The organism is Allobosea sp. UNC402CLCol (assembly GCF_000745475.1).
Lineage (GTDB): Bacteria > Pseudomonadota > Alphaproteobacteria > Rhizobiales > Beijerinckiaceae > Allobosea > Allobosea spartocytisi.
The window spans coordinates 614,000-631,465 of record NZ_JQJJ01000010.1 but is presented as its reverse complement, the minus strand read 5'-3'; the positions used below and the strand labels follow the sequence as shown (position 1 = coordinate 631,465).

The 17,466-nt window shown below is 66.4% G+C and carries 15 protein-coding genes; 2 read left to right on the top strand and 13 right to left on the bottom strand.

Translation table 11 applies throughout. The features are described 5' to 3' along the window. Nucleotides 1-3: 3 nt before the first annotated feature. The 12 genes from GY40_RS14840 to GY40_RS14785 all read right to left on the bottom strand — a co-directional run bounded on the left by GY40_RS14840 (nt 4) and on the right by GY40_RS14785 (nt 14,615). Nucleotides 4-1,479: an amidase gene (locus GY40_RS14840; protein WP_038363446.1), complete on the bottom strand. Its 1,476-nt coding sequence runs from the start codon at nt 1,477-1,479 to the stop codon at nt 4-6. A gap of 34 nt (nt 1,480-1,513) precedes the next feature. Beyond that, nucleotides 1,514-3,133, bottom strand: a complete 1,620-nt coding sequence (locus tag GY40_RS14835; RefSeq protein ID WP_038363444.1) for an ABC transporter ATP-binding protein — start codon at nt 3,131-3,133, stop codon at nt 1,514-1,516. Further along, entirely contained in the window at nt 3,130-3,993 is an 864-nt protein-coding gene (locus tag GY40_RS14830) for an ABC transporter permease (protein ID WP_248311196.1), read from the bottom strand. The genes GY40_RS14835 and GY40_RS14830 overlap by 4 nt, the downstream gene beginning before the upstream one ends. Nucleotides 3,994-4,052: 59 nt before the next feature. Beyond that, nucleotides 4,053-4,994 carry an ABC transporter permease gene (locus tag GY40_RS14825; protein ID WP_038363440.1) on the bottom strand — a complete coding sequence of 314 codons (942 nt, stop codon included), beginning with the start codon at nt 4,992-4,994 and terminating at the stop codon, nt 4,053-4,055. A 37-nt stretch (nt 4,995-5,031) separates the two neighbouring features. After that, nucleotides 5,032-6,600, bottom strand: a complete 1,569-nt coding sequence (locus GY40_RS14820; RefSeq protein ID WP_081925412.1) for an ABC transporter substrate-binding protein — start codon at nt 6,598-6,600, stop codon at nt 5,032-5,034. A 175-nt stretch (nt 6,601-6,775) separates the two neighbouring features. After that, on the bottom strand, nt 6,776-7,912 hold the full coding sequence (locus GY40_RS14815; protein ID WP_038363437.1) for a M20/M25/M40 family metallo-hydrolase: 1,137 nt from the start codon (nt 7,910-7,912) through the stop codon (nt 6,776-6,778). Between the two features lie 11 nt (nt 7,913-7,923). After that, nucleotides 7,924-9,084 carry a M20 aminoacylase family protein gene (locus GY40_RS14810; RefSeq protein ID WP_038363435.1) on the bottom strand — a complete coding sequence of 387 codons (1,161 nt, stop codon included), beginning with the start codon at nt 9,082-9,084 and terminating at the stop codon, nt 7,924-7,926. Nucleotides 9,085-9,127: 43 nt separating this feature from the next. After that, nucleotides 9,128-10,627, bottom strand: a complete 1,500-nt coding sequence (locus GY40_RS14805) for a M81 family metallopeptidase (protein ID WP_038363432.1) — start codon at nt 10,625-10,627, stop codon at nt 9,128-9,130. A gap of 239 nt (nt 10,628-10,866) precedes the next feature. Continuing rightward, nucleotides 10,867-11,847 carry an aldo/keto reductase gene (locus GY40_RS14800; RefSeq protein ID WP_038363430.1) on the bottom strand — a complete coding sequence of 327 codons (981 nt, stop codon included), beginning with the start codon at nt 11,845-11,847 and terminating at the stop codon, nt 10,867-10,869. A gap of 30 nt (nt 11,848-11,877) precedes the next feature. Then, nucleotides 11,878-12,729, bottom strand: a complete 852-nt coding sequence (locus GY40_RS14795) for an alpha/beta fold hydrolase (RefSeq protein ID WP_038363428.1) — start codon at nt 12,727-12,729, stop codon at nt 11,878-11,880. 28 nt (nt 12,730-12,757) lie between these two features. Beyond that, complete coding sequence (locus GY40_RS14790; RefSeq protein WP_038363425.1) at nt 12,758-13,759, bottom strand: NADP-dependent oxidoreductase; 1,002 nt, start codon at nt 13,757-13,759, stop codon at nt 12,758-12,760. 67 nt (nt 13,760-13,826) lie between these two features. Then, nucleotides 13,827-14,615, bottom strand: coding sequence for an SDR family NAD(P)-dependent oxidoreductase (locus GY40_RS14785; RefSeq protein WP_038363423.1), 789 nt, complete (start codon nt 14,613-14,615; stop codon nt 13,827-13,829). Nucleotides 14,616-14,725: 110 nt separating this feature from the next. Between GY40_RS14785 and GY40_RS14780 the strand changes: the two genes are divergently transcribed. Next, complete coding sequence (locus GY40_RS14780; RefSeq protein WP_038364285.1) at nt 14,726-15,289, top strand: TetR/AcrR family transcriptional regulator; 564 nt, start codon at nt 14,726-14,728, stop codon at nt 15,287-15,289. 44 nt (nt 15,290-15,333) lie between these two features. On the opposite strand, the gene GY40_RS14775 is transcribed toward GY40_RS14780, so the two are convergent. Next, on the bottom strand, nt 15,334-16,212 hold the full coding sequence (locus GY40_RS14775; protein ID WP_038363422.1) for a LysR substrate-binding domain-containing protein: 879 nt from the start codon (nt 16,210-16,212) through the stop codon (nt 15,334-15,336). 106 nt (nt 16,213-16,318) lie between these two features. Between GY40_RS14775 and GY40_RS14770 the strand changes: the two genes are divergently transcribed. Further along, nucleotides 16,319-17,464: a 2-aminoethylphosphonate--pyruvate transaminase gene (locus GY40_RS14770; RefSeq protein WP_051988069.1), complete on the top strand. Its 1,146-nt coding sequence runs from the start codon at nt 16,319-16,321 to the stop codon at nt 17,462-17,464. Nucleotides 17,465-17,466 lie beyond the last annotated feature (2 nt).

Below are 17,466 nucleotides of genomic sequence, written 5' to 3'. Positions count from 1 at the left end.
CTCTCAGGCCGCCGTCACATGCACGGGCGGCCGCCTGCCATCGTTCCAGCGACCTCCCAGCGCGCGCTCGATCTGCGCCGCGAGCTGCAGCAGCAGGCCGTCGCCGGCCTGCCGTGCCTGTGCCTGGATGCCGAAGGGCAAACCGCTCTCCTGCCGGCCCATCGGCATCGAGAGCCCCGGTATGCCGCAGAGATTCGACAGCGGCGTATAGGCGAAGAACTTCCAGAGATGGCCGAACCAGTCGAGCACATCGGGATTGTCGCTGATGGTGAGGTATTCGGTGGCGCCGATCTTGGGCGTCGGCAGCGCCGTGATCGGGGTCAGGATGATGTCCCATTCCTCGAAGAAGGCGCCGAAGGCCCGCGCCGTGCTGTTGAACACCGCCTGCATCCGGTAGCGCTCGGCGTAGGACATATCCTTGCCCGCCTCCCAGATGCGAATGTTCATCGGCTCGATCAGCCCCTCCGGGGGGCGTTGCAGGCCGCGCGTCTCCAGAAGGCCGGCGATGACCTGTGCGAAGTTGCTGATGTAGCAGGTGGTCTGCGCGGCGAAGGCGGCGCGCAAATCGGCCTCCGGCAGGGCCCAGTCGACATGGTGGCCGAGTTCCTCGAGGAAGCGACCGGCCTTTTCGAGCTCGGCGACGATGGCCGGGGTGGCACGGTAGTCGCCCCATTCGTGCGAGAGGGCGATGCGCAGGCGGCCCGGATCGCGCTTGATGAGCTGCGTATAGGGCTCGGGCGCGGTCCAGTAGGGCATGAACTCGCCTGGTGCGCCGCCGCGACAGGCGTCGACGAAAGCGGCGGTGTCGCGCACCGAGCGGCTCTGGCAGCCTTGCGTCGAGACAAAGCCGGAGATGTCCGAAAGGTTGGGCGCGATCGAGAACACGCCGCGCGAAGCCTTCAGCCCGATATTGCCGTTGAAGCCGGCCGGGATGCGGATCGAGCCTCCGCCGTCGGTCGCATGCGAGAGCGGCACGGCGCCGGCCGCCACCATCGCCGCCGTCCCGGCCGAAGAGCCGCAAGTGGTGTAGTCCGTGTCCCAGGGATTGCGGGTGACGTAGACAGCGGGGTTCTCGGCCGAGCTGCACACGCCGAATTCGGGCGTGGTGGTCCGGCCCATCAGGTTGAGGCCCGCCTTGCGCATGCGCGCAGTCAGCCAGGCATCGGCCGCCGGACGATTGCCGCGCATGAAGAGCGAGCCCTGCTCCTGCAGCCTGCCCTTCAGTGTGGGACCCAGATCCTTCATCAGGAAGGGCACCCCGGCGAAAGGGCCGCCAGGGTCCAACCCGTCGCTCAGCGGATCGGCGACCACATCCTCGAAGACCTCCACCACGGCGCTGAGCAAAGGATTCGTCTTCGCGATGCCCGCGGCCGCCTGCCGCGCCAGCTCAGCCGGCGTCAGCTCACCATTGCGCACCCGCTCGGCGAGGCCGACTGCGTCGTGGGAGGCCCATTCCTCCCAGCTCATCGCCAGGGTCATGACGTCGTCTCCAGCTTGTCGCCGAATATCCGCTTCAGGCCTCGCCGGTGGCGAAGTCGCGGCCGGGTGCAGCCTCGATCAGGCTACGCGTATAGGGGTGGGCGGGGGCGGCGAAAACATCGGCCGTGCGGCCTTGCTCGACCACCAGCCCTTTCTCCATCACCACCAGCCGGTCGCAGATCTGCGCGGCAACCCTGAGGTCGTGGGTGATGAACAGGATGGCGAGGTCGAAGCGCTTCTGCACGTCGTCGAGCAAGGCGAGCACCTGCTTCTGCACGGAGACGTCGAGCGCCGAGACTGCCTCGTCCGCGATCAGGATCTCCGGCTCCATGGCGAGTGCACGGGCAATCGCGATGCGCTGGCGCTGGCCGCCGGAGAATTGGTGCGGATAGCGCGAGAGCGCGGAAGGCTGCAGGCCGACGAGTTCCATCAGCTCGCGGGCCCGTGCCAGCGCCTTCGCCCGCGGCTGCCCGAAATTCACGGGGCCTTCGATGATGGATTCGCTCACGGTAAGGCGCGGATTGAGCGAGCGGAACGGATCCTGAAAAACCACCTGGATCTTGCGCCGGTAAGGTCTCAGGCGCCGTTCGGAAAGCCCGGCGATGTCGATGTCGGGGACGAGGATCTGGCCCTCGCTCGGCGGCATCAGCCGGGCGACGCAGCGCGCGACCGTGGTCTTGCCCGAGCCGGATTCCCCGACGATGCCGACCGTCTCGCCGCGCCGGACCCGGATGCCGACATCGGCGGCGGCCCGGACGACGCGTTCCTTCTTGAACAATCCGCGCGAGCGGTAGGTTTTGCCGAGGCCAGCAGTCTCGAGGGCGATCGGCCCTGTCGGCTCCGGGCGCTGCGCCGGTTTCAGGACCGGCACGGAGGCGATCAGCATGCGGGTGTAGGGATGCTGGGGGGCGCGCAACACCTGCGCCGTCGGCCCCTGCTCGACGACGCGCCCCTTCTCCATCACCACGACGCGGTCGGCGATCTCGGAGACGACGCCGAAATCATGGGTGATGAACAGCACGCCCGTGCCGCGCCGCTCCTGCATCTCCTTGATGAGCTTGAGGATCTGCGCCTGCGTCGTGACGTCGAGCGCGGTCGTCGGCTCGTCGGCGATCAGCAGGGCGGGGTCGAGGATCAGCGCGGCGGCGATCATCACGCGCTGGCGCTGCCCGCCCGAAAGCTGGTGCGGGTAGGAGGCGTGCATACGCTCGGGATCGGGCAAGCGCATCGCCTCCAGCATGGCGAGCACCTTCGTGCGCCGCGCCGGCTGGTCGAGGTTGGTATGGATACGCAGCACCTCCTCGATCTGGTCGCCGATGGTCAGCACCGGGTTGAGCGCGGTCATCGGCTCCTGGAAGATCATGGCCATGCGGTCGCCCCGCAGCGCGCGCAGGCGTTGCGGCGTGGCGGCGAGCAGGTCCTCACCCGCCAGCCGGATCGTCCCTGCCATGGGCTTCAGCACCCTGGCCAAGAGGCCCATCACCGAGAAGGCGGTGACGGATTTGCCCGAACCGGATTCGCCGACGACGCAGACGATCTCGCCCTTGCCGACGGCGAGCGAAACGCCCTCCACCGCATGGTTGCGGTCGCCGCCGCCGGGCAAGGCGATGGTGAGGCCCGAAACTTCCAGGACGGGGGATGTCTCGTTGCTCATCGGCCGGCCATCTTCGGATCGAGCGTGTCGCGCAGGCCGTCGCCGAGGATGTTCACGGCGAGCACCGTCAGCCCCAGGAAGATGCCGGGATAGAGGATGTTGTGCGGGAAGACCCGGAAGAGGTTGCGCCCCTCGGCCATGATGTTGCCCCAGCTCGGAGTCTCCGGCGGGATACCGACGCCGAGGAAGGACAGGATGGCCTCGACGAGGATGGCGGAGGCGGCGATGAAGGTGCCCTGCACGATCAGCGGCGCGGTGGTGTTGGGCAGGATGTGGCGGATCATCAGCTTGGGCACGCGCGTGCCGGCCATGATCGCCGCCTCGACATAGGGCTCCTCGCGAACCGAGAGCACGATTGAGCGCACCAGCCGCACCACGCGCGGGATCTCCGGCACGATGATCGCGATGATGACCGCCGTCAGCCCGGCCCGGAACAGAGAGACGACCGCGATGGCGAGCAGGATGCCCGGTATCGCCATCAGCCCGTCCATCACGCGCATGATCGGACCATCAAGGATGCGCACATAGCCGGCGACGAGGCCGATGACGAGGCCGATCGCGATGCTCGCCAGCGCCACTGCGATCGAGATCGCCAGCGAGATCCGGGCGCCGTAGACGACGCGGCTGTAGACGTCCCGCCCGAGCGAATCGGTGCCCATCCGGTAGGTGAAGGTCGAGTTCGCGCCGTCATCGGAGCGGATGGTGCGCTCGAAGCCCGGCTTCTTGTTGCGCGCGACGGGATCGATCGCGGTCGGATCGACAGTCCCGAGCTGCGGCGCCAGCAGGGCGATCAGTGTCATCACCACCAGGACGATGCCTCCGATCAGTACGGAAACATTGGTCAGTAGCCGGCGCAGGATGCTCCGCCCGGAGGGAGCGGGCTCGTCGGCGACCGGGGCCAGCAGGGTCGGCTCGGCGCTCAATAGCGGATCCTCGGGTCGAACAGGCTGTAGGTCAGGTCGATCAGCAGGTTGATCCCGACATAGATGCCGGAGAACAGAAGGATGACGGCCTGGATGGTGGGGTAGTCGCGCGCCAGCACGGCATCGACGGTCAGCCGGCCGAGACCGGGGATGGCGAAGACGCTCTCCGTTACCACGACCCCCCCGATCAGCAGCGCGATGCCGATGCCGACCACGGTGACGATCGGCACGGCCGCGTTCTTCAGCGCGTGGCGGAACAGGATCTTGCGCTCGACCTGCCCCTTGGCGCGGGCGGTGCGGATATAGTCCTCGTTCAGCACCTCGAGCACGCTCGCCCGCGTCATCCGCGCGATCAGCGCGATGTAGATCACCGAGAGCGTCAGCGCCGGCAGCACGAGCCGCTGCAGATAACCACCGAACCCGGCCGAGATCGGCTGGTAGCCCTGCACCGGGAACCAGCCCAGCGTGATCGCGAAGAGATAGATCAGCAGGTAGCCGATCACGAAGACCGGTATCGAGAAGCCGAGCACCGAGAAACCCATCACGATGCGGTCGATCCAGGAGCCGTGCTTGTAGGCGGCGAGCACGCCCAGCGGGATCGCGACGCAGATCGCGATCAGGATGGTCGCGAAAGCAAGCGACAGCGTCGGCTCGATGCGCCCGAGGATCAGTTCGGAGATCGGCTTCTTGAAGAAGAAGGATTCGCCGAGATTGCCCGAGAGCAAATTCTTCGCCCAGATCGTGAACTGGGCGAGGATCGGCTGGTCGAGCCCGAGCCGGTTGCGCACCAGCGCGATCTGCTCCGAGCTGGCGTTGTCGCCGGCGATGACCGCTGCCGGGTCGCCCGGCGTCAGCCGCAGCATCAGGAAGACCAGCACGGCGACGATCACGAGGACCGGGATCGCCGCCAGCAGGCGCCTCAGAATGTAGCCGAGCATCAGGACGGCTTCCCGGAAAGGAGCAAGCGCATCCGGCTCACTTCTTCTCGACGTTCCAGAAGACCGGCGCCGGCGCCGTCAGGATGCCGGTGATGTTCTTCCGGGCCGCGATCGGCACGTTGTACTGGCCGAGATGGACATGGGTCACCACCTCGCGCCAGCGGACCTGCACGGCTTCCGCAATCGCCTTCTGCTTCGCCGGATCGGGCTCGCGGGCGAAGTCGTCGCGCAGCTTCTCCATCTCCGCATCGCAGGGCCAGCCGAAGGCGGCCTTGTCGCAGCTCGCATTGAAGAAGCCGGCCATGACGGGGTTCAGGATGTCGGCCGAGACCCAGGAGGTCTGCATCAGGTTCCAGCCGCCCTTGTCGATCGGATCCTTGCGGACGCGTCGCGAGACCACCGTCTGCCAGTCCGAGGACTGCATGTCGACCTTGAAGCCGCCCTTCTCGAGCAGCTGCTTGGCGACCGGGCCGAGATTGGTCAGCGACTGCAGATCGGTCGAATGCAGAAGCACCACCGGCTTGCCGTCATAGCCGGCCTCCTTCAGGAGCTCCTGCGATTTCTTGAAGTTCGATTCGAGCAACCCGTCCATGCCCTTTTCGGAGGCGAGCGGCGAGCCGCAGACGAACATCGCCTTGCAGACCTGATAGTAGTCGGGATTGCCGACGGTCGCTTCGAGAAAGTCCTTCTGGTTCAGCGCATAGGTCACGGCCTGGCGCACCTTCGGATTGTCGAAGGGCGGCTGCGTGTGGTTGAAGCGCATCGTGTACTGCAGCCCGAGCGGGTTGTAGTTCCACAGCTTGATGTTGCTGTCGTCCTTGAGCAGCGGGATCAGGTCGAAGGCGGGCTGCTCGACCATGTCGATCTCGCCCGCCAGCAGCGCGTTGACCGCCTGCTGCTGGTCGCTGACCGCAAGCCATTCGACGCGGTCGATATGGACGACCTTGCCGCCGGCCAGGCCGGATGCCGGCTCGGAGCGCGGCTTGTAGTCCTTGAACTTGGTGTAGACGATCTTGTCGCCGGGCTTCCACTCATCCTGCTTCAGGACGAAGGGGCCGGAACCGATGAACTCGGAGATCTGCGTGTTGGGGTCGGTGTCCGCGACGCGCTTCGGCATCATGAACGGCACGTTTGAGGACGGCTTGCCGAGGCCGAAGATCAACAGGCCGGTCGGCGATTTCAGCCTGACCGTGAAGCTCTTGGCGTCGTCGGCGGTGATCGAGTCGACGAAGGTCATCAGCTTCTGGCCGACCGGGTCCTTGGCCGACCAGCGCTTGATCGAGGCGATGCAGTCCTCTGCGGTGACGGGCTTGCCGTCGTGCCAGAGCAGGCCGTCGCGCAGCGTGAACTTGTAGGTCAGCTTGTCCGGCGACTCCGTGAAGGTCTCGACCATCTGCGGCTTGATCTCACCCTTCTCGTCCATCGAGAACAGGGTGTCGTAGATCATATAGCCGTGGTTGCGGACGATATAGGCGGTGGTCCAGATCGGATCGACGATCTTCACGTCCGAATGCATGACGACCTTCATGGTCGTCTGGGCCTGCACCATACTGCTGCCGGCCAGCAACGCTGCCGCCGCGGCAACCATCTTCCAACGCGACATCATAAGGCTGATCTCCCCTCTGGCCGTTTGCCCGGCCGGCTTTGCCGATCGTGATGTGCAGGTCGCAAGTGCCGGTATTTCGTCTTCTTTTGCCTTTTGTCCGCCTTGCCGTTCCGCCTTATGCAGGCGCCATGCCACGATGCGAAAGGCTCCCCCGTCGAAGCGCCCTGTCAATCGTTCAGGACGCGAGCCGCGCCAGCAGCCCCGCCATCAACCTGATCCGTCGTGGCAGGCTCTCGATCTCGATATGCTCTTCCAGCGTGTGATAACCGGCCCCCAGCAGGCCGAGCCCGTCGAGGGAGGGGATGCCGCCCGCACCGGTGAAATTGGCGTCGGAGCCGCCGCCGGCCGAGGCGTGGCCGAGCTCCCAGCCCAGTTCGCCGGCGATCTCGCGGGCGAGGCCGTAGAGCGCCAGGGTCCCCGCATCCGGCTCCCAGACCGGGCGGGTCGCGCCGCGTGTCACGGTGAAGCCGGTGCCGTCCTCCTCGCGGCGGGTGAGAGCGAGCATGCGCTCGACGCCACGGTCGAGATCGGCCTGCCGTTTTGCCATGCTCAGGGCTTCGGCCTTGCAGAGGGTCGGCACGCAGTTGACCCAGCGCCCGCCCTCGATGACGCCGACGGAGAAGGTGCAATCCTCACCGGTCATCTCCTCGATGGCCAAGAGCTGGCGCGCCATCATGTTGATGGCCGAGCGCCCGTCCTTGAGGCGGGAGCCGGCATGGCTCGGCCGGCCCTCCGCCTGAAGGTTGAAGCGAGCGATGGCGTAGCGGCCGGTGACGACACCGTCACCCGGCTGGCCCGGCTCCGGCACCAGCACGAAGCGGTCGCGGCGGGCCTGCTCCATGATGATGTCGCGCGTACCCGGGCTGCCGATTTCCTCGTCGCTGGTGTAGAGCACGCTGACCGGCAGTGGCGTCTCGATACCGGCCTTCGCCAGCGCGACGATGGCCTGCAGCGCGGCATAGGCGCCGCCCTTCATATCGAGGATGCCGGGGCCGTAGCAGCGCGAGCCCTCGCGCCGGAAGGGCAGCGTCTCGAGCGTCCCGACCGGATGCACGGTGTCGAGATGCGACATCACCAGGATGCCGGGCTCCCCACGCCGCGGATGTGGAAAGTCGCCGCGCACGCAGTCGCCGAGGCCGGGCGGTCCGGGGATGCGGGTGATCATGGCGCCCGCCGCCGCCGTCTCGGCCGCTGCGAGGTCCATCATGCGGTTGACGGCGGCGGGGTCGAAGGTCGGGCTCTCGCACTCGATCCAGGGCTTGAGCCCTGCGAGCAGGATCTCGCTGTCGAGCGGCAGGGTGCCGGCGTCCATCGTCCTGCTCCTCAGGCCGTCGCCCGCGTCTCGACGATGCGCGCCAACAGGCTCGCCCCAACCGGCAGGATGCCGTCGTCGAGCACATAGGCGGGGTTGTGCACCGGCACGTCCCCGGCATGGCCGACCCAGGCATAGGCGCCGGGCACCACGCGCAGCATGTCGGCGAAATCCTCGCTGCCCATCATCGCCTTCGGCTCTGTCAGCACGTTCGCGCCGCCGACGATCTCGGTGGCGACCTCCGCCATCGCCTGCGCCGGGGCATCGTGATTGACCAGCACGTTGAAGATGTTGCGGATGTCGACCTCGATCGTCATGCCGAAGGTCGCCGCCGTGCCGGCCGCGATCTCGCGCATGCGGCGGCGCACCAGCTCGCCCGTCTCCTCCGAGAAGGTACGGATCGTGCCGGCCAGCACCGCCTCCTCCGGAATGACGTTGTAGGCCGAACCGGCATGGACCTGGGTGATCGAGAGCACGGCGGCCTCGCGCGGGTCGGCATTGCGGCTGACAATGGTCTGCAGCGCTGCGGCCAGGCTCATGGCCGCCATGACAGGATCGCGCCCCATATGCGGCATGGCCCCGTGGCTGCCCTTGCCGGTGATCTTGATATCGAAGAAATCCGCGCCGGCCATGGCCGGGCCGGGGAAAACCGAGATCTGGCCGGACTCGAGATTGGGTGCGTTGTGCAACCCGTAGATCTCGTCGCAGGGGAAGCGCTCGAACAGCTTTTCCGCGATCATCCGGCGCGCGCCACCGAGCCCTTCCTCCGCCGGCTGGAAGACGAAGATCGCCGTGCCCTTGAAGCCCCGGTTCTCCGCAAGGTAGCGCGCGGCACCGAGCAGCATGGTGGTGTGCCCGTCATGGCCGCAGGCGTGCATCTTGCCGGCCACGGTCGAACGCCAGGGCAGGTTGGTGGTCTCCTGGATCGGCAGCGCGTCCATATCGGCCCGCAGCCCGATGCGCCGGCCCGGCCCGGCCTGGCCGTGCAGCACGCCGACGACGCCGGTCGTGCCGATACCGGTATGGACCTCGATGCCCAGCTCCCTCAGCTTGTCGGCGACGATGCCGGCGGTACGGACCTCCTCGAAGCCGATCTCGGGATGGGCGTGGAGATCGCGGCGGATCGCCGTGAGGTCATCCTTGAAGGCGTCGATCTGCGGCAGAACGGGCATAGGAACTCCAGGCGATGAAAGGCTGATGCGAGGGAGGACGTGCTCAGGCGAACGGCCTGCCGAGCGGTGATGTGCGCAGGCCCTGGCGCAGCCGGCGCCATGGCAGGACCGCCGGATCGACCGGCATCGGGCCGGGTGCCGCGCAGACGAGGATCGTCTCGGCGATCGGCTCGAAATCGGCGCGGAAATGCACCGAGCTCTTGTTGACGAGAATCGCCTGCTCCTCCGGTTCGATGCCGACCTGCCGATACATCGCCCGGTCGGCCAGCTGCGCCTTGCGCGAGCCGACGACGATGCGCACCCCGCCGATGCGCAGGCAGGCGCTCGGCCCCAGATTCATGCGCGAGCCGCCATAGAAGGGACCCGGCGCGACGAAGCGCCCGTCGGAAAGCTTCTCCACGGTGAAGCTCGCCACGAGCGGGGCGTCGCCGGGAATGCGGGACTTCGCGCCAAGTGCGAGCGTGACGATCGCGCCCTCGCCCGCCTCGTGAGCGGCAGCGGCGGCCTCGGGGTCGACGATGACGCCGATTGCGGCACGCTCAGCGTCGTTGCGCACGAGGGCCGCTGCCATGCCCATCGTGTCGGAATCACCCCCGGCGCCGGGATTGTCCTGCGTATCGGAGATCACGATCGGCTTCGTCGCGCTCGCTGCGAGCCGCATCGCCTCGCGCACCCCGGCATCGGGATCGAAGACCGTGCCCTTGAAGGCGGCCTCGCTCGCCATCACCCGCCGGGCGACCGCGTCGGCCGCCGCGTCGGCCTCGGCCTGCGTCGTGCCGTAGGCGACGACGGTCGGCCCGCAATCCGGAAAGTCGGCGGCCGGGAAGCCGGGCAGGAAGGAAAGGCTCGGCACCGTCTCGCTCTCCAGCGCGGCGAGCTCCGCATAGATCGTACGACAAGGTTCCATCGCCGTTGCCTGCCAGGCAATGGGAATGAGATAGGGAATTTGCCGGAAGGCCTTGGTTGGACGCCTTTTGGTGCCGAGCAGGCCAGCCAGGGCCTGCGCGGCGCGGGCACCGGTCAGGGCCATGTCGACATGCGGATAGGTGCGGTAGGCGACGAGCATGTCGGCAGCCTCGACCATCAGCGGCGTGACGTTGCCATGCAGGTCGAGACTCGCGACCAGCGGCACGTCCGGTCCGATCACGGCGCGTACCCGGCGCAGCAGCTCGCCTTCGCCGTCGTCGAAATTCTCGCTCACCATCGCGCCGTGCAGGTCGAGATAGACGCCGTCGATCGGCAGCGTCGCGCGAATCCGCTCCACCAGCTCGCCTGCGATCGTCTCGAAGGCCCCGGCCGTGACATGGGCCGAAGGGCTGGCGGCACACCATAGCGTCGGCACGGCTTCCCAGCCCTTCTCGCGGGCCACGTCGAGAAAGCCGGAGGCGCCGACATTGACGTTGGTCACGGCCGCGAAGATCGCCTCGCCCCGCGCCAGCGGCGGCCAGCCTCCGCCTTGCTGGAAGGCGTCCATCCCCGCCTTGCTCGGCGCGAAGGTATTGGTTTCATGCAGGAAACCGCCGAAGGCGATGCGGCTGGACATCGAAGGCTCCGATCGAGAAGAGCCGAGGTAAACACGCCACGCCGCGCCGACCAAGTGAGAAATTTCACCGCGGCTGCCCGGATATTGAGCTTTCAATCGCGAAATTCGCACAGGGTCGGCTTCAGGCCCAACTCCTCCCGGGTCTCTCGTGTCCAGGGCGGCCGCTGCCTCCAGCGCGTCTAACGCTGCAGCCCGATGCTCTTGAATGAGGCCTGGCGGGGCATCGGTAAGCTCGTGCGTCAGGCGACAGCGAGCGTCGTCGCGCGAGGTGGCGCCCCCGCCGGTGCGCTCGCCGCATCGAGGCGCGCAATCTGCTCCGCTGAAAGCTTCAGCGCCGCCGCGCCCAGATTACTCTCCAACTGCCCGAGCGAACGCGGGCCGATGATCGGCACGGCCCCGTGTGTCATGGCCCAGGCGATGGCGACGCGATCGGGACTGGCGCTGGCCTCTTCGGCGACCTGCAGTACGGCGTCGACGGTGGCTGAGCGTTGCGGCGTGTTCTCAGCCTGAAAGACGCGGCCACCAAATCCTTCGGCGCGCCCTGTCTCACCCTTGCGATATTTGCCGGTCAGCACGCCGCCGCCCAGAGGCGACCATGTCACAGCGGCGATTCCCAAGGCGTGACAGGCGGGGAACAGATCGGCCTCGGGTTCGCGATGGACGAGGCTGTGCTCGAACTGCGCGGCGGCAATTGGCACGGCTCGCGTCAGCTCAGTCAGCGTCGCCGCGCGTACCAGCCGCCAGGCGGGGAAGTTGGAGAGACCGGCGTAGAGAATCTTGCCGGCGCGCGCGAGATCGTCGAGGCCGCGCACGATCTCTTCCATGGGCGTCAGGCCATCGGGATGATGCACCCAGTAGAGGTCGATCCGATCGGTCTTCAGGCGCCGCAGGCTCGCCTCGACCGAGGCGATCATGGCCTTGCGGCTGTTGCCCTTCACCAGCCGGTTGGCGTCCGGCGAGGCGCCATTGCTAAACTTGGTGGCGAGGACGAAATCCTCGCGCCGCCCCTCCAGCGCCTTGCCCAATATCTCTTCCGACTGGCCGAACTGGTAGACGTCGGCCGTGTCGATGAAATTGCCGCCTGCCGCGGCGTAGGCGTCCAGAATGGCCACCGCCGTTTCAGGATCGGCGCCATACCCCCAGCCGGTGCCGAAATTGCCGGTGCCAAGCGCGAGTCTGGAAAGCTGAAGGCCGGTACGGCCGAACGTCATATGGTCCATCTGATATGTCCTTGTGGGCGGTGCTGGCGTTCAGGCGGCCAGGAAGGCCTTGGCCTTCCTCAGGAAGGCGTCGTGATACTGGAAGATGCCGCCATGGCCGGCGTCGGGGTACAGGACAAGCTGCGCGCCGGGGATGCGTCGCGCCAGATCGACCGAATTCTCGCTCGGCACCATGATGTCATGGTCGCCGTTCGCGACGAGGACGGGCGTGCGGACGCCATCCAGTGGCTGCGGCGCCTGGAGGCCCCAGGCCTTGATGGCCTTCAACTGGCGCAGGAAGGCCGTCAGCGAGACCGCCTTGTCACGATCCCCCGTCCGCTCCTTCAATCGCGCGAGAAACTCGAAGGCCGCTCGCTTGCCTGCCGCGCTCGACGTGAAGAAGAGATAGAACTTGGGATCGCGAAAGGTCAGCAGCCCTTTGATGATGAGTGGCCACGACACCGGACCGACCCGCTCGATCCCGGTCCCGCCCGCAGGACCCGTGCCGGCAAGGATGGCGCGGCGGACAAGATCGGGCGCGTCGAGGAGGATTTGCTGCGCGACGAAGCCGCCGAGGGAAAAGCCGATCAGGTCGACCGATTTCAAGCCAAGCGCGCGGATCGTGGCGATCGTGTCCTTGGCCATTTCTGCCACTGTGAGCGGCGCCCTGCCGCCCGAGCTGCCGATGCCGCGATAGTCGAGCGCATAGACCGGTCGATCGGCAGCCAGGCCCTCGACGATGGGAGGATCGAAATTGTCGAGGTTCGCGCCCCAGTGATTGAGCAGCACCACCGGCACGCCGGTATCAGGCCCGAGACGGCGATAGGCGAAGCGCGTGCCGGCAGCCTCGACGTGGCGAGTGGGTGCCGCCTTCCAGTCTGCGCTGCGGATATGGGTGGCCATGGCGAAATCCTTGTTTCCGAAAATCGCGTCACTTGAGCGTGACGACGACCTTGCCCTTGGCGCGACCAGTGTCGATGTAGGCGAGTGCGTCGTTCACCTGCGCGAAGGGGAAGGCACGATCGACCACCGGGCGGATCGTGCCGTCTTCGATCAGCCTGGTGATCCGCTCAAGCTGCCCTCCGTCGGCGTGCATGAAGAGAAAGGAATACTCGACGCCCGCGCGCTTCGCCTTGCGCCGGATGCCCGCGCTGAGCAGGCGCAGCACGAGCCGAAGCACCACGTTCAAGCCCTGGCTGCGTGCGAAAGCGGGATCGGGAGCGCCGGAGATCGAGATGAGCTTGCCGCCGGGCTTCAGCACCTTCAGCGATTTTTCCAGCGTCGTGGCATCGAGCGTGTGGAGGACGAGGTCGTAGCCCGACAGCTCTTCCTCGAAGTTCTGGCTGCGATAGTCGATGACGACATCAGCCCCGAGCTCCTTCACCATTGCGGCATTGGCGGCGCTCGCCGTCGTCGCGACGGTGGCGCCGAGATGCTTGGCGAGCTGGATGGCGAAGGTGCCGACACCGCCCGACCCGGCGTGGATCAGCACCTTCTGTCCCGGCTTGATCTGCGCGCGCTCGACCAGCGCCTGCCAGACAGTCAGCCCGATCAGCGGGATCGATGCGGCCTCGGCCATCGAGATATTGCCCGGCTTGAGCGCCAGATCGCTCTCGTTGACGACGATCCGTTCGGCAAAGGCGCCGATCCGCCCGTCACGGGGACGGGCATAGACGGCGTCGCCGACTTTGAAGCGCCGCACGTTTGCTCCGACGCTGATCACGGTGCCCGCCAGATCGTGCCCAAGCACGAGCGGCGTCTTGTAGGGTAGGACCAGCTTGAATGCACCGTCCCGGATCTTGGAATCGATCGGGTTGAGCCCTGCCGCGGCAACCTCGACCAGCACGTCGTCGGGACCTGGCACGGGTTCGGGCATGTCGCCCAGACGCAGCGCCTGTTTCTTGCCGTAGCGATCGAGGATGAAGGCCTTCATGATGCTGTTCCTCCAGATCAGGCGTCAGCCATGACGGCGGTGGGATAATCGGTGTTTCGTTTGATGCTCAGGCGCCCGTGCGATACCGCTCGGCGGGACGTGCATTCCGGTAGTTCGGAAGCATGGCCTGACGCGCGGCCTCAAGCGCGTCCCACTGCCCGGCATCGGGAAGCGGCGGGATTGTCACAGCTTCGCGGCGGTCGAAGCCCACCAGCGCCGCATCGACCAGATCGCCCACCTCCATAACCCCGGTCATGGTATCGACCTCGGCACCGACATAGTCCCAGATCTCTGTTCGCGTCGTGGCGGGAAGCACGGCCTGGACGTAGACGCCCTTTGGGCCGAGCTCGAGGCTGAGTCCCTGCGACAGGAACAGAACGAAGGCCTTGGTTGCGCCGTAGACGCTCATTCCGAATTCCGGCGCCAGGCCGACCACGGAGCCGATGTTGACGATCGCCCCTTCGCCGGTCTCTGCAAGTCGCGGAGCGATGGCGCTGGCAAGCCGCAGAGGTGCGGTCGTATTGAGCGCCACGAGGCGTGCCACATCATCGGTGCTCTGCTCGATGAAGCTGCCGCCAATGGCGGTTCCGGCGTTGTTGACGAGAACCCCGATACGGACATCGTCGCGCAGCCTGGTCTCCACCGCCGCAAGGTCTCCCGGTCGCGTAAGGTCGGCCTGGATGATGTCGATCGCCACGCCCGTCTCCTGACGCAGCCGATCCGCCAAGGCTTCCATGCGCGCGGTGTTACGGGCGACCAGCACCAGGTCGTGCCCGCGGCGCGCGAAGCGCTCGGCATAGGCGGCGCCGATGCCGGTGGAGGCGCCGGTGATGAGAACTGACGGAATGACGGTCATAGGGTTGCTCTCTTTTGTGGTCGCATTTATATTCATGACGATCATCATGATTGATGCTAAATATGATGGCCATCATGTAAGTGTCAATGGTGCTCGCGGAGAATTTTGAAATGAAGGTCAGTCGAGAACAGATGGCGGAGAACCGTCGCCGGATCCTGGATGCGGCCAGCCGGCTGTTTCGCGACAAGGGGTTCGACGCGGTCGGCGTCGCGGAGGTGATGAAAGCCGCCGGTCTCACCCATGGCGGATTCTATGGCCACTTCAGCTCGAAGGACGATCTGATCGCGCAGACCCTTGCCCATGTCCTCACCGTGGACGCGGGCGGAGGGGGCGATTTTCGCTCGTATGTAGATGCTTATCTTTCAACCGGTCATCGCGACAACTGCGCCGGTGGTTGCCCGACCGCTGCCCTGGCTGCGGCCGTGCGCCATCAAACCCCGGCTGCACGCGCGGCCATGACCCAGGGGCTGCGGTCGCAGCTTGACCGGATCGGCGAGGCGCTCCCGGAGTTGGATGTGGCGGACAGACGCCGCGTGGCGATCGGAAGCTTTGCGGCGATGGTGGGAGCTATGATCCTCGCCCGGGCGGTAGACGATCCCGCGCTCTCGGATGAGGTCCTGGAGCAGACGCGTGATTGGATCGATGCCGGGATCAATACGGCATCCGCCAGCTAAGGGCTCTGTCCGGTGTCCTGATACGGCCGAATCTGGCCTTGGTGCTAGGTCCCTTCGACGATTTGCTGCACCATCTCGAAGAAGCTCCGGACCAGAGGCAGGCGGCGCCGCTCCGCCCGGCAGGCCACATATTCTCCGACGCTGAAATCAGCGCCGGTCAAGGTCAGCCGCTTCAGGTTGGAGTCAGGTCTGAATTCGGCTTCGAAGACGACGCCAATGCCGAAGCCGGCCGCGACCGCCTCTCGAACAGCTTCGCGCGATTGCACTTCGAGCAGGTTCATCGGTTTGACGGCAGCCATCGACAGCCTGTTCTCGATGACCTCCCTCGTGATGGATCCCCGTTCGCGCAAGACGATATCCTGCCCTGCGAACGCTTCGATGGGGATGCTGTCGTGCCGAGCGAGTTCGTGGTCGGCCGCGATGAACGCGATCAGATTGTCCGACCGCAGCTTGATGCTGTGGATGCGAGGATCGGAGTTCGGGCGCGCCGTGATCGCGACATCGGCGACGAAATCCATGATCTGATCGACGACCTCGGACGAGTTGCCGATGGTCAGCGAGAAGGTGAGCCCCGGGTAGTTCGCACGCATCTTCGCGAGGGCCGCCATGACATGCGTCGCGCTGTCAGCCGCAATCCGCAGATGGCCGCGCTGCAACGTTCGCGTGCCGGCCAGGAGAGCCTGCGCCTCGTCCTGGGCGGTGAACAACCGGGCGGTGATCACGAAAAGGCTCTGCCCGAGCGGGGTGAGCCTAACCTGCCTGCCCATCCGATCGAAGAGACGCACACCATACGCGTCCTCAAGCGCCTTCACCTGCGTGGAGAGCGTAGGCTGGCTGAGATTCTTGGCCTTCGCCGCGCTGGTAAAACTTCCCGCTTCGGCCACGGCATGAAACGCAGCGAGGCCGGAATAGCTGACGGCCATATCTATAGATCCTCTCTATATCAAACATGAAGAGGATGTATTGGACCTATGTCAAGAGCGTGTTCTAGCGTCGGCCATCCGCTGGAAAACGAGAGCGAGACCTGCAATGGCCCAAGCCCGACGCCCCGCCACCTCCGAAACCGGCGACCCGCTGCTTCTGACGCCGGGGCCTTTGACGACCAGCCGCGCCATCAAGGAGGCCATGGTGCATGACTGGGGCTCGCGCGACGCGACCTTCGTCGGCATCAACAAGGCGGTTCTGGAAGAGCTGCCGAAGATCATCCATGGCGGCGAGGATTTCGTCACCGTGCCGATGCAGGGCTCCGGCACCTTCGCCGTCGAGGCGATGCTGACCACCTTCGTGCCGCGCGACGGCAAGATCCTCGTCCTGATAAACGGGGCCTATGGCCAGCGCGCCAGGCGCATCCTGGAGATCGCCGGCCGCGCCGTCGCCGTCCACGAGACCGCCGAGGACACCCCGCCCGATCTCACCGAGATCGACCGGATGCTGGTCACGGATACCGCTATCACCCACATCTTCACCGTCCATTGCGAGACGACCAGCGGCATCCGCAACCCGGTCGAGGCGATCGCCGCGCTCGCCAAGCGTCATGGCCGCCGCCTGTTGATCGACTCGATGAGCGCGTTCGGCGCCCTGCCGCTCGACAGCCGCGAGGTCTATTTCGACGCGGTCGCCGCCTCCTCGAACAAGTGCATCCAGGGCGTTCCCGGGCTCGGCTTCGTCATCGCCCGCAAGAGCGCACTGGCCGAGACCAAAGGCAATGCCACGACGCTGGTGCTCGATCTCCATGACCAGAATGCCGGCTTCGAGCGCACCGGGCAGTACCGCTTCACCCCGCCGATCCATGTCATCGTCGCCTTCCACGCAGCCTTGCAGGAATTCTGGGCCGAGGGCGGCGTCGCAGGCCGCGGCGAGCGCTATGCCGAGAACGCCCGTATCCTGATCGAGGGCATGGAAGGGCTGGGCTTCCGCACGCTGCTGCCGGCGGCCCGGCAGGCGCCGATCATCGTCACCTTCCACATGCCGCAGGACAAGAACTTCGTCTTCCAGCGCTTCTACGACGCGCTGAAGGATGCCGGCTACGTCATCTATCCCGGCAAGCTGACGGTCGCGGACAGTTTCCGCATCGGCTGCATCGGGGCGCTGGGCGCCCAGGACATGCGCGCCTTCGTCGCCACGGTGTCGGATGTCCTTGATGAGATGGGCGTCGGCCTGAAGTCGGCCGCTTGAGG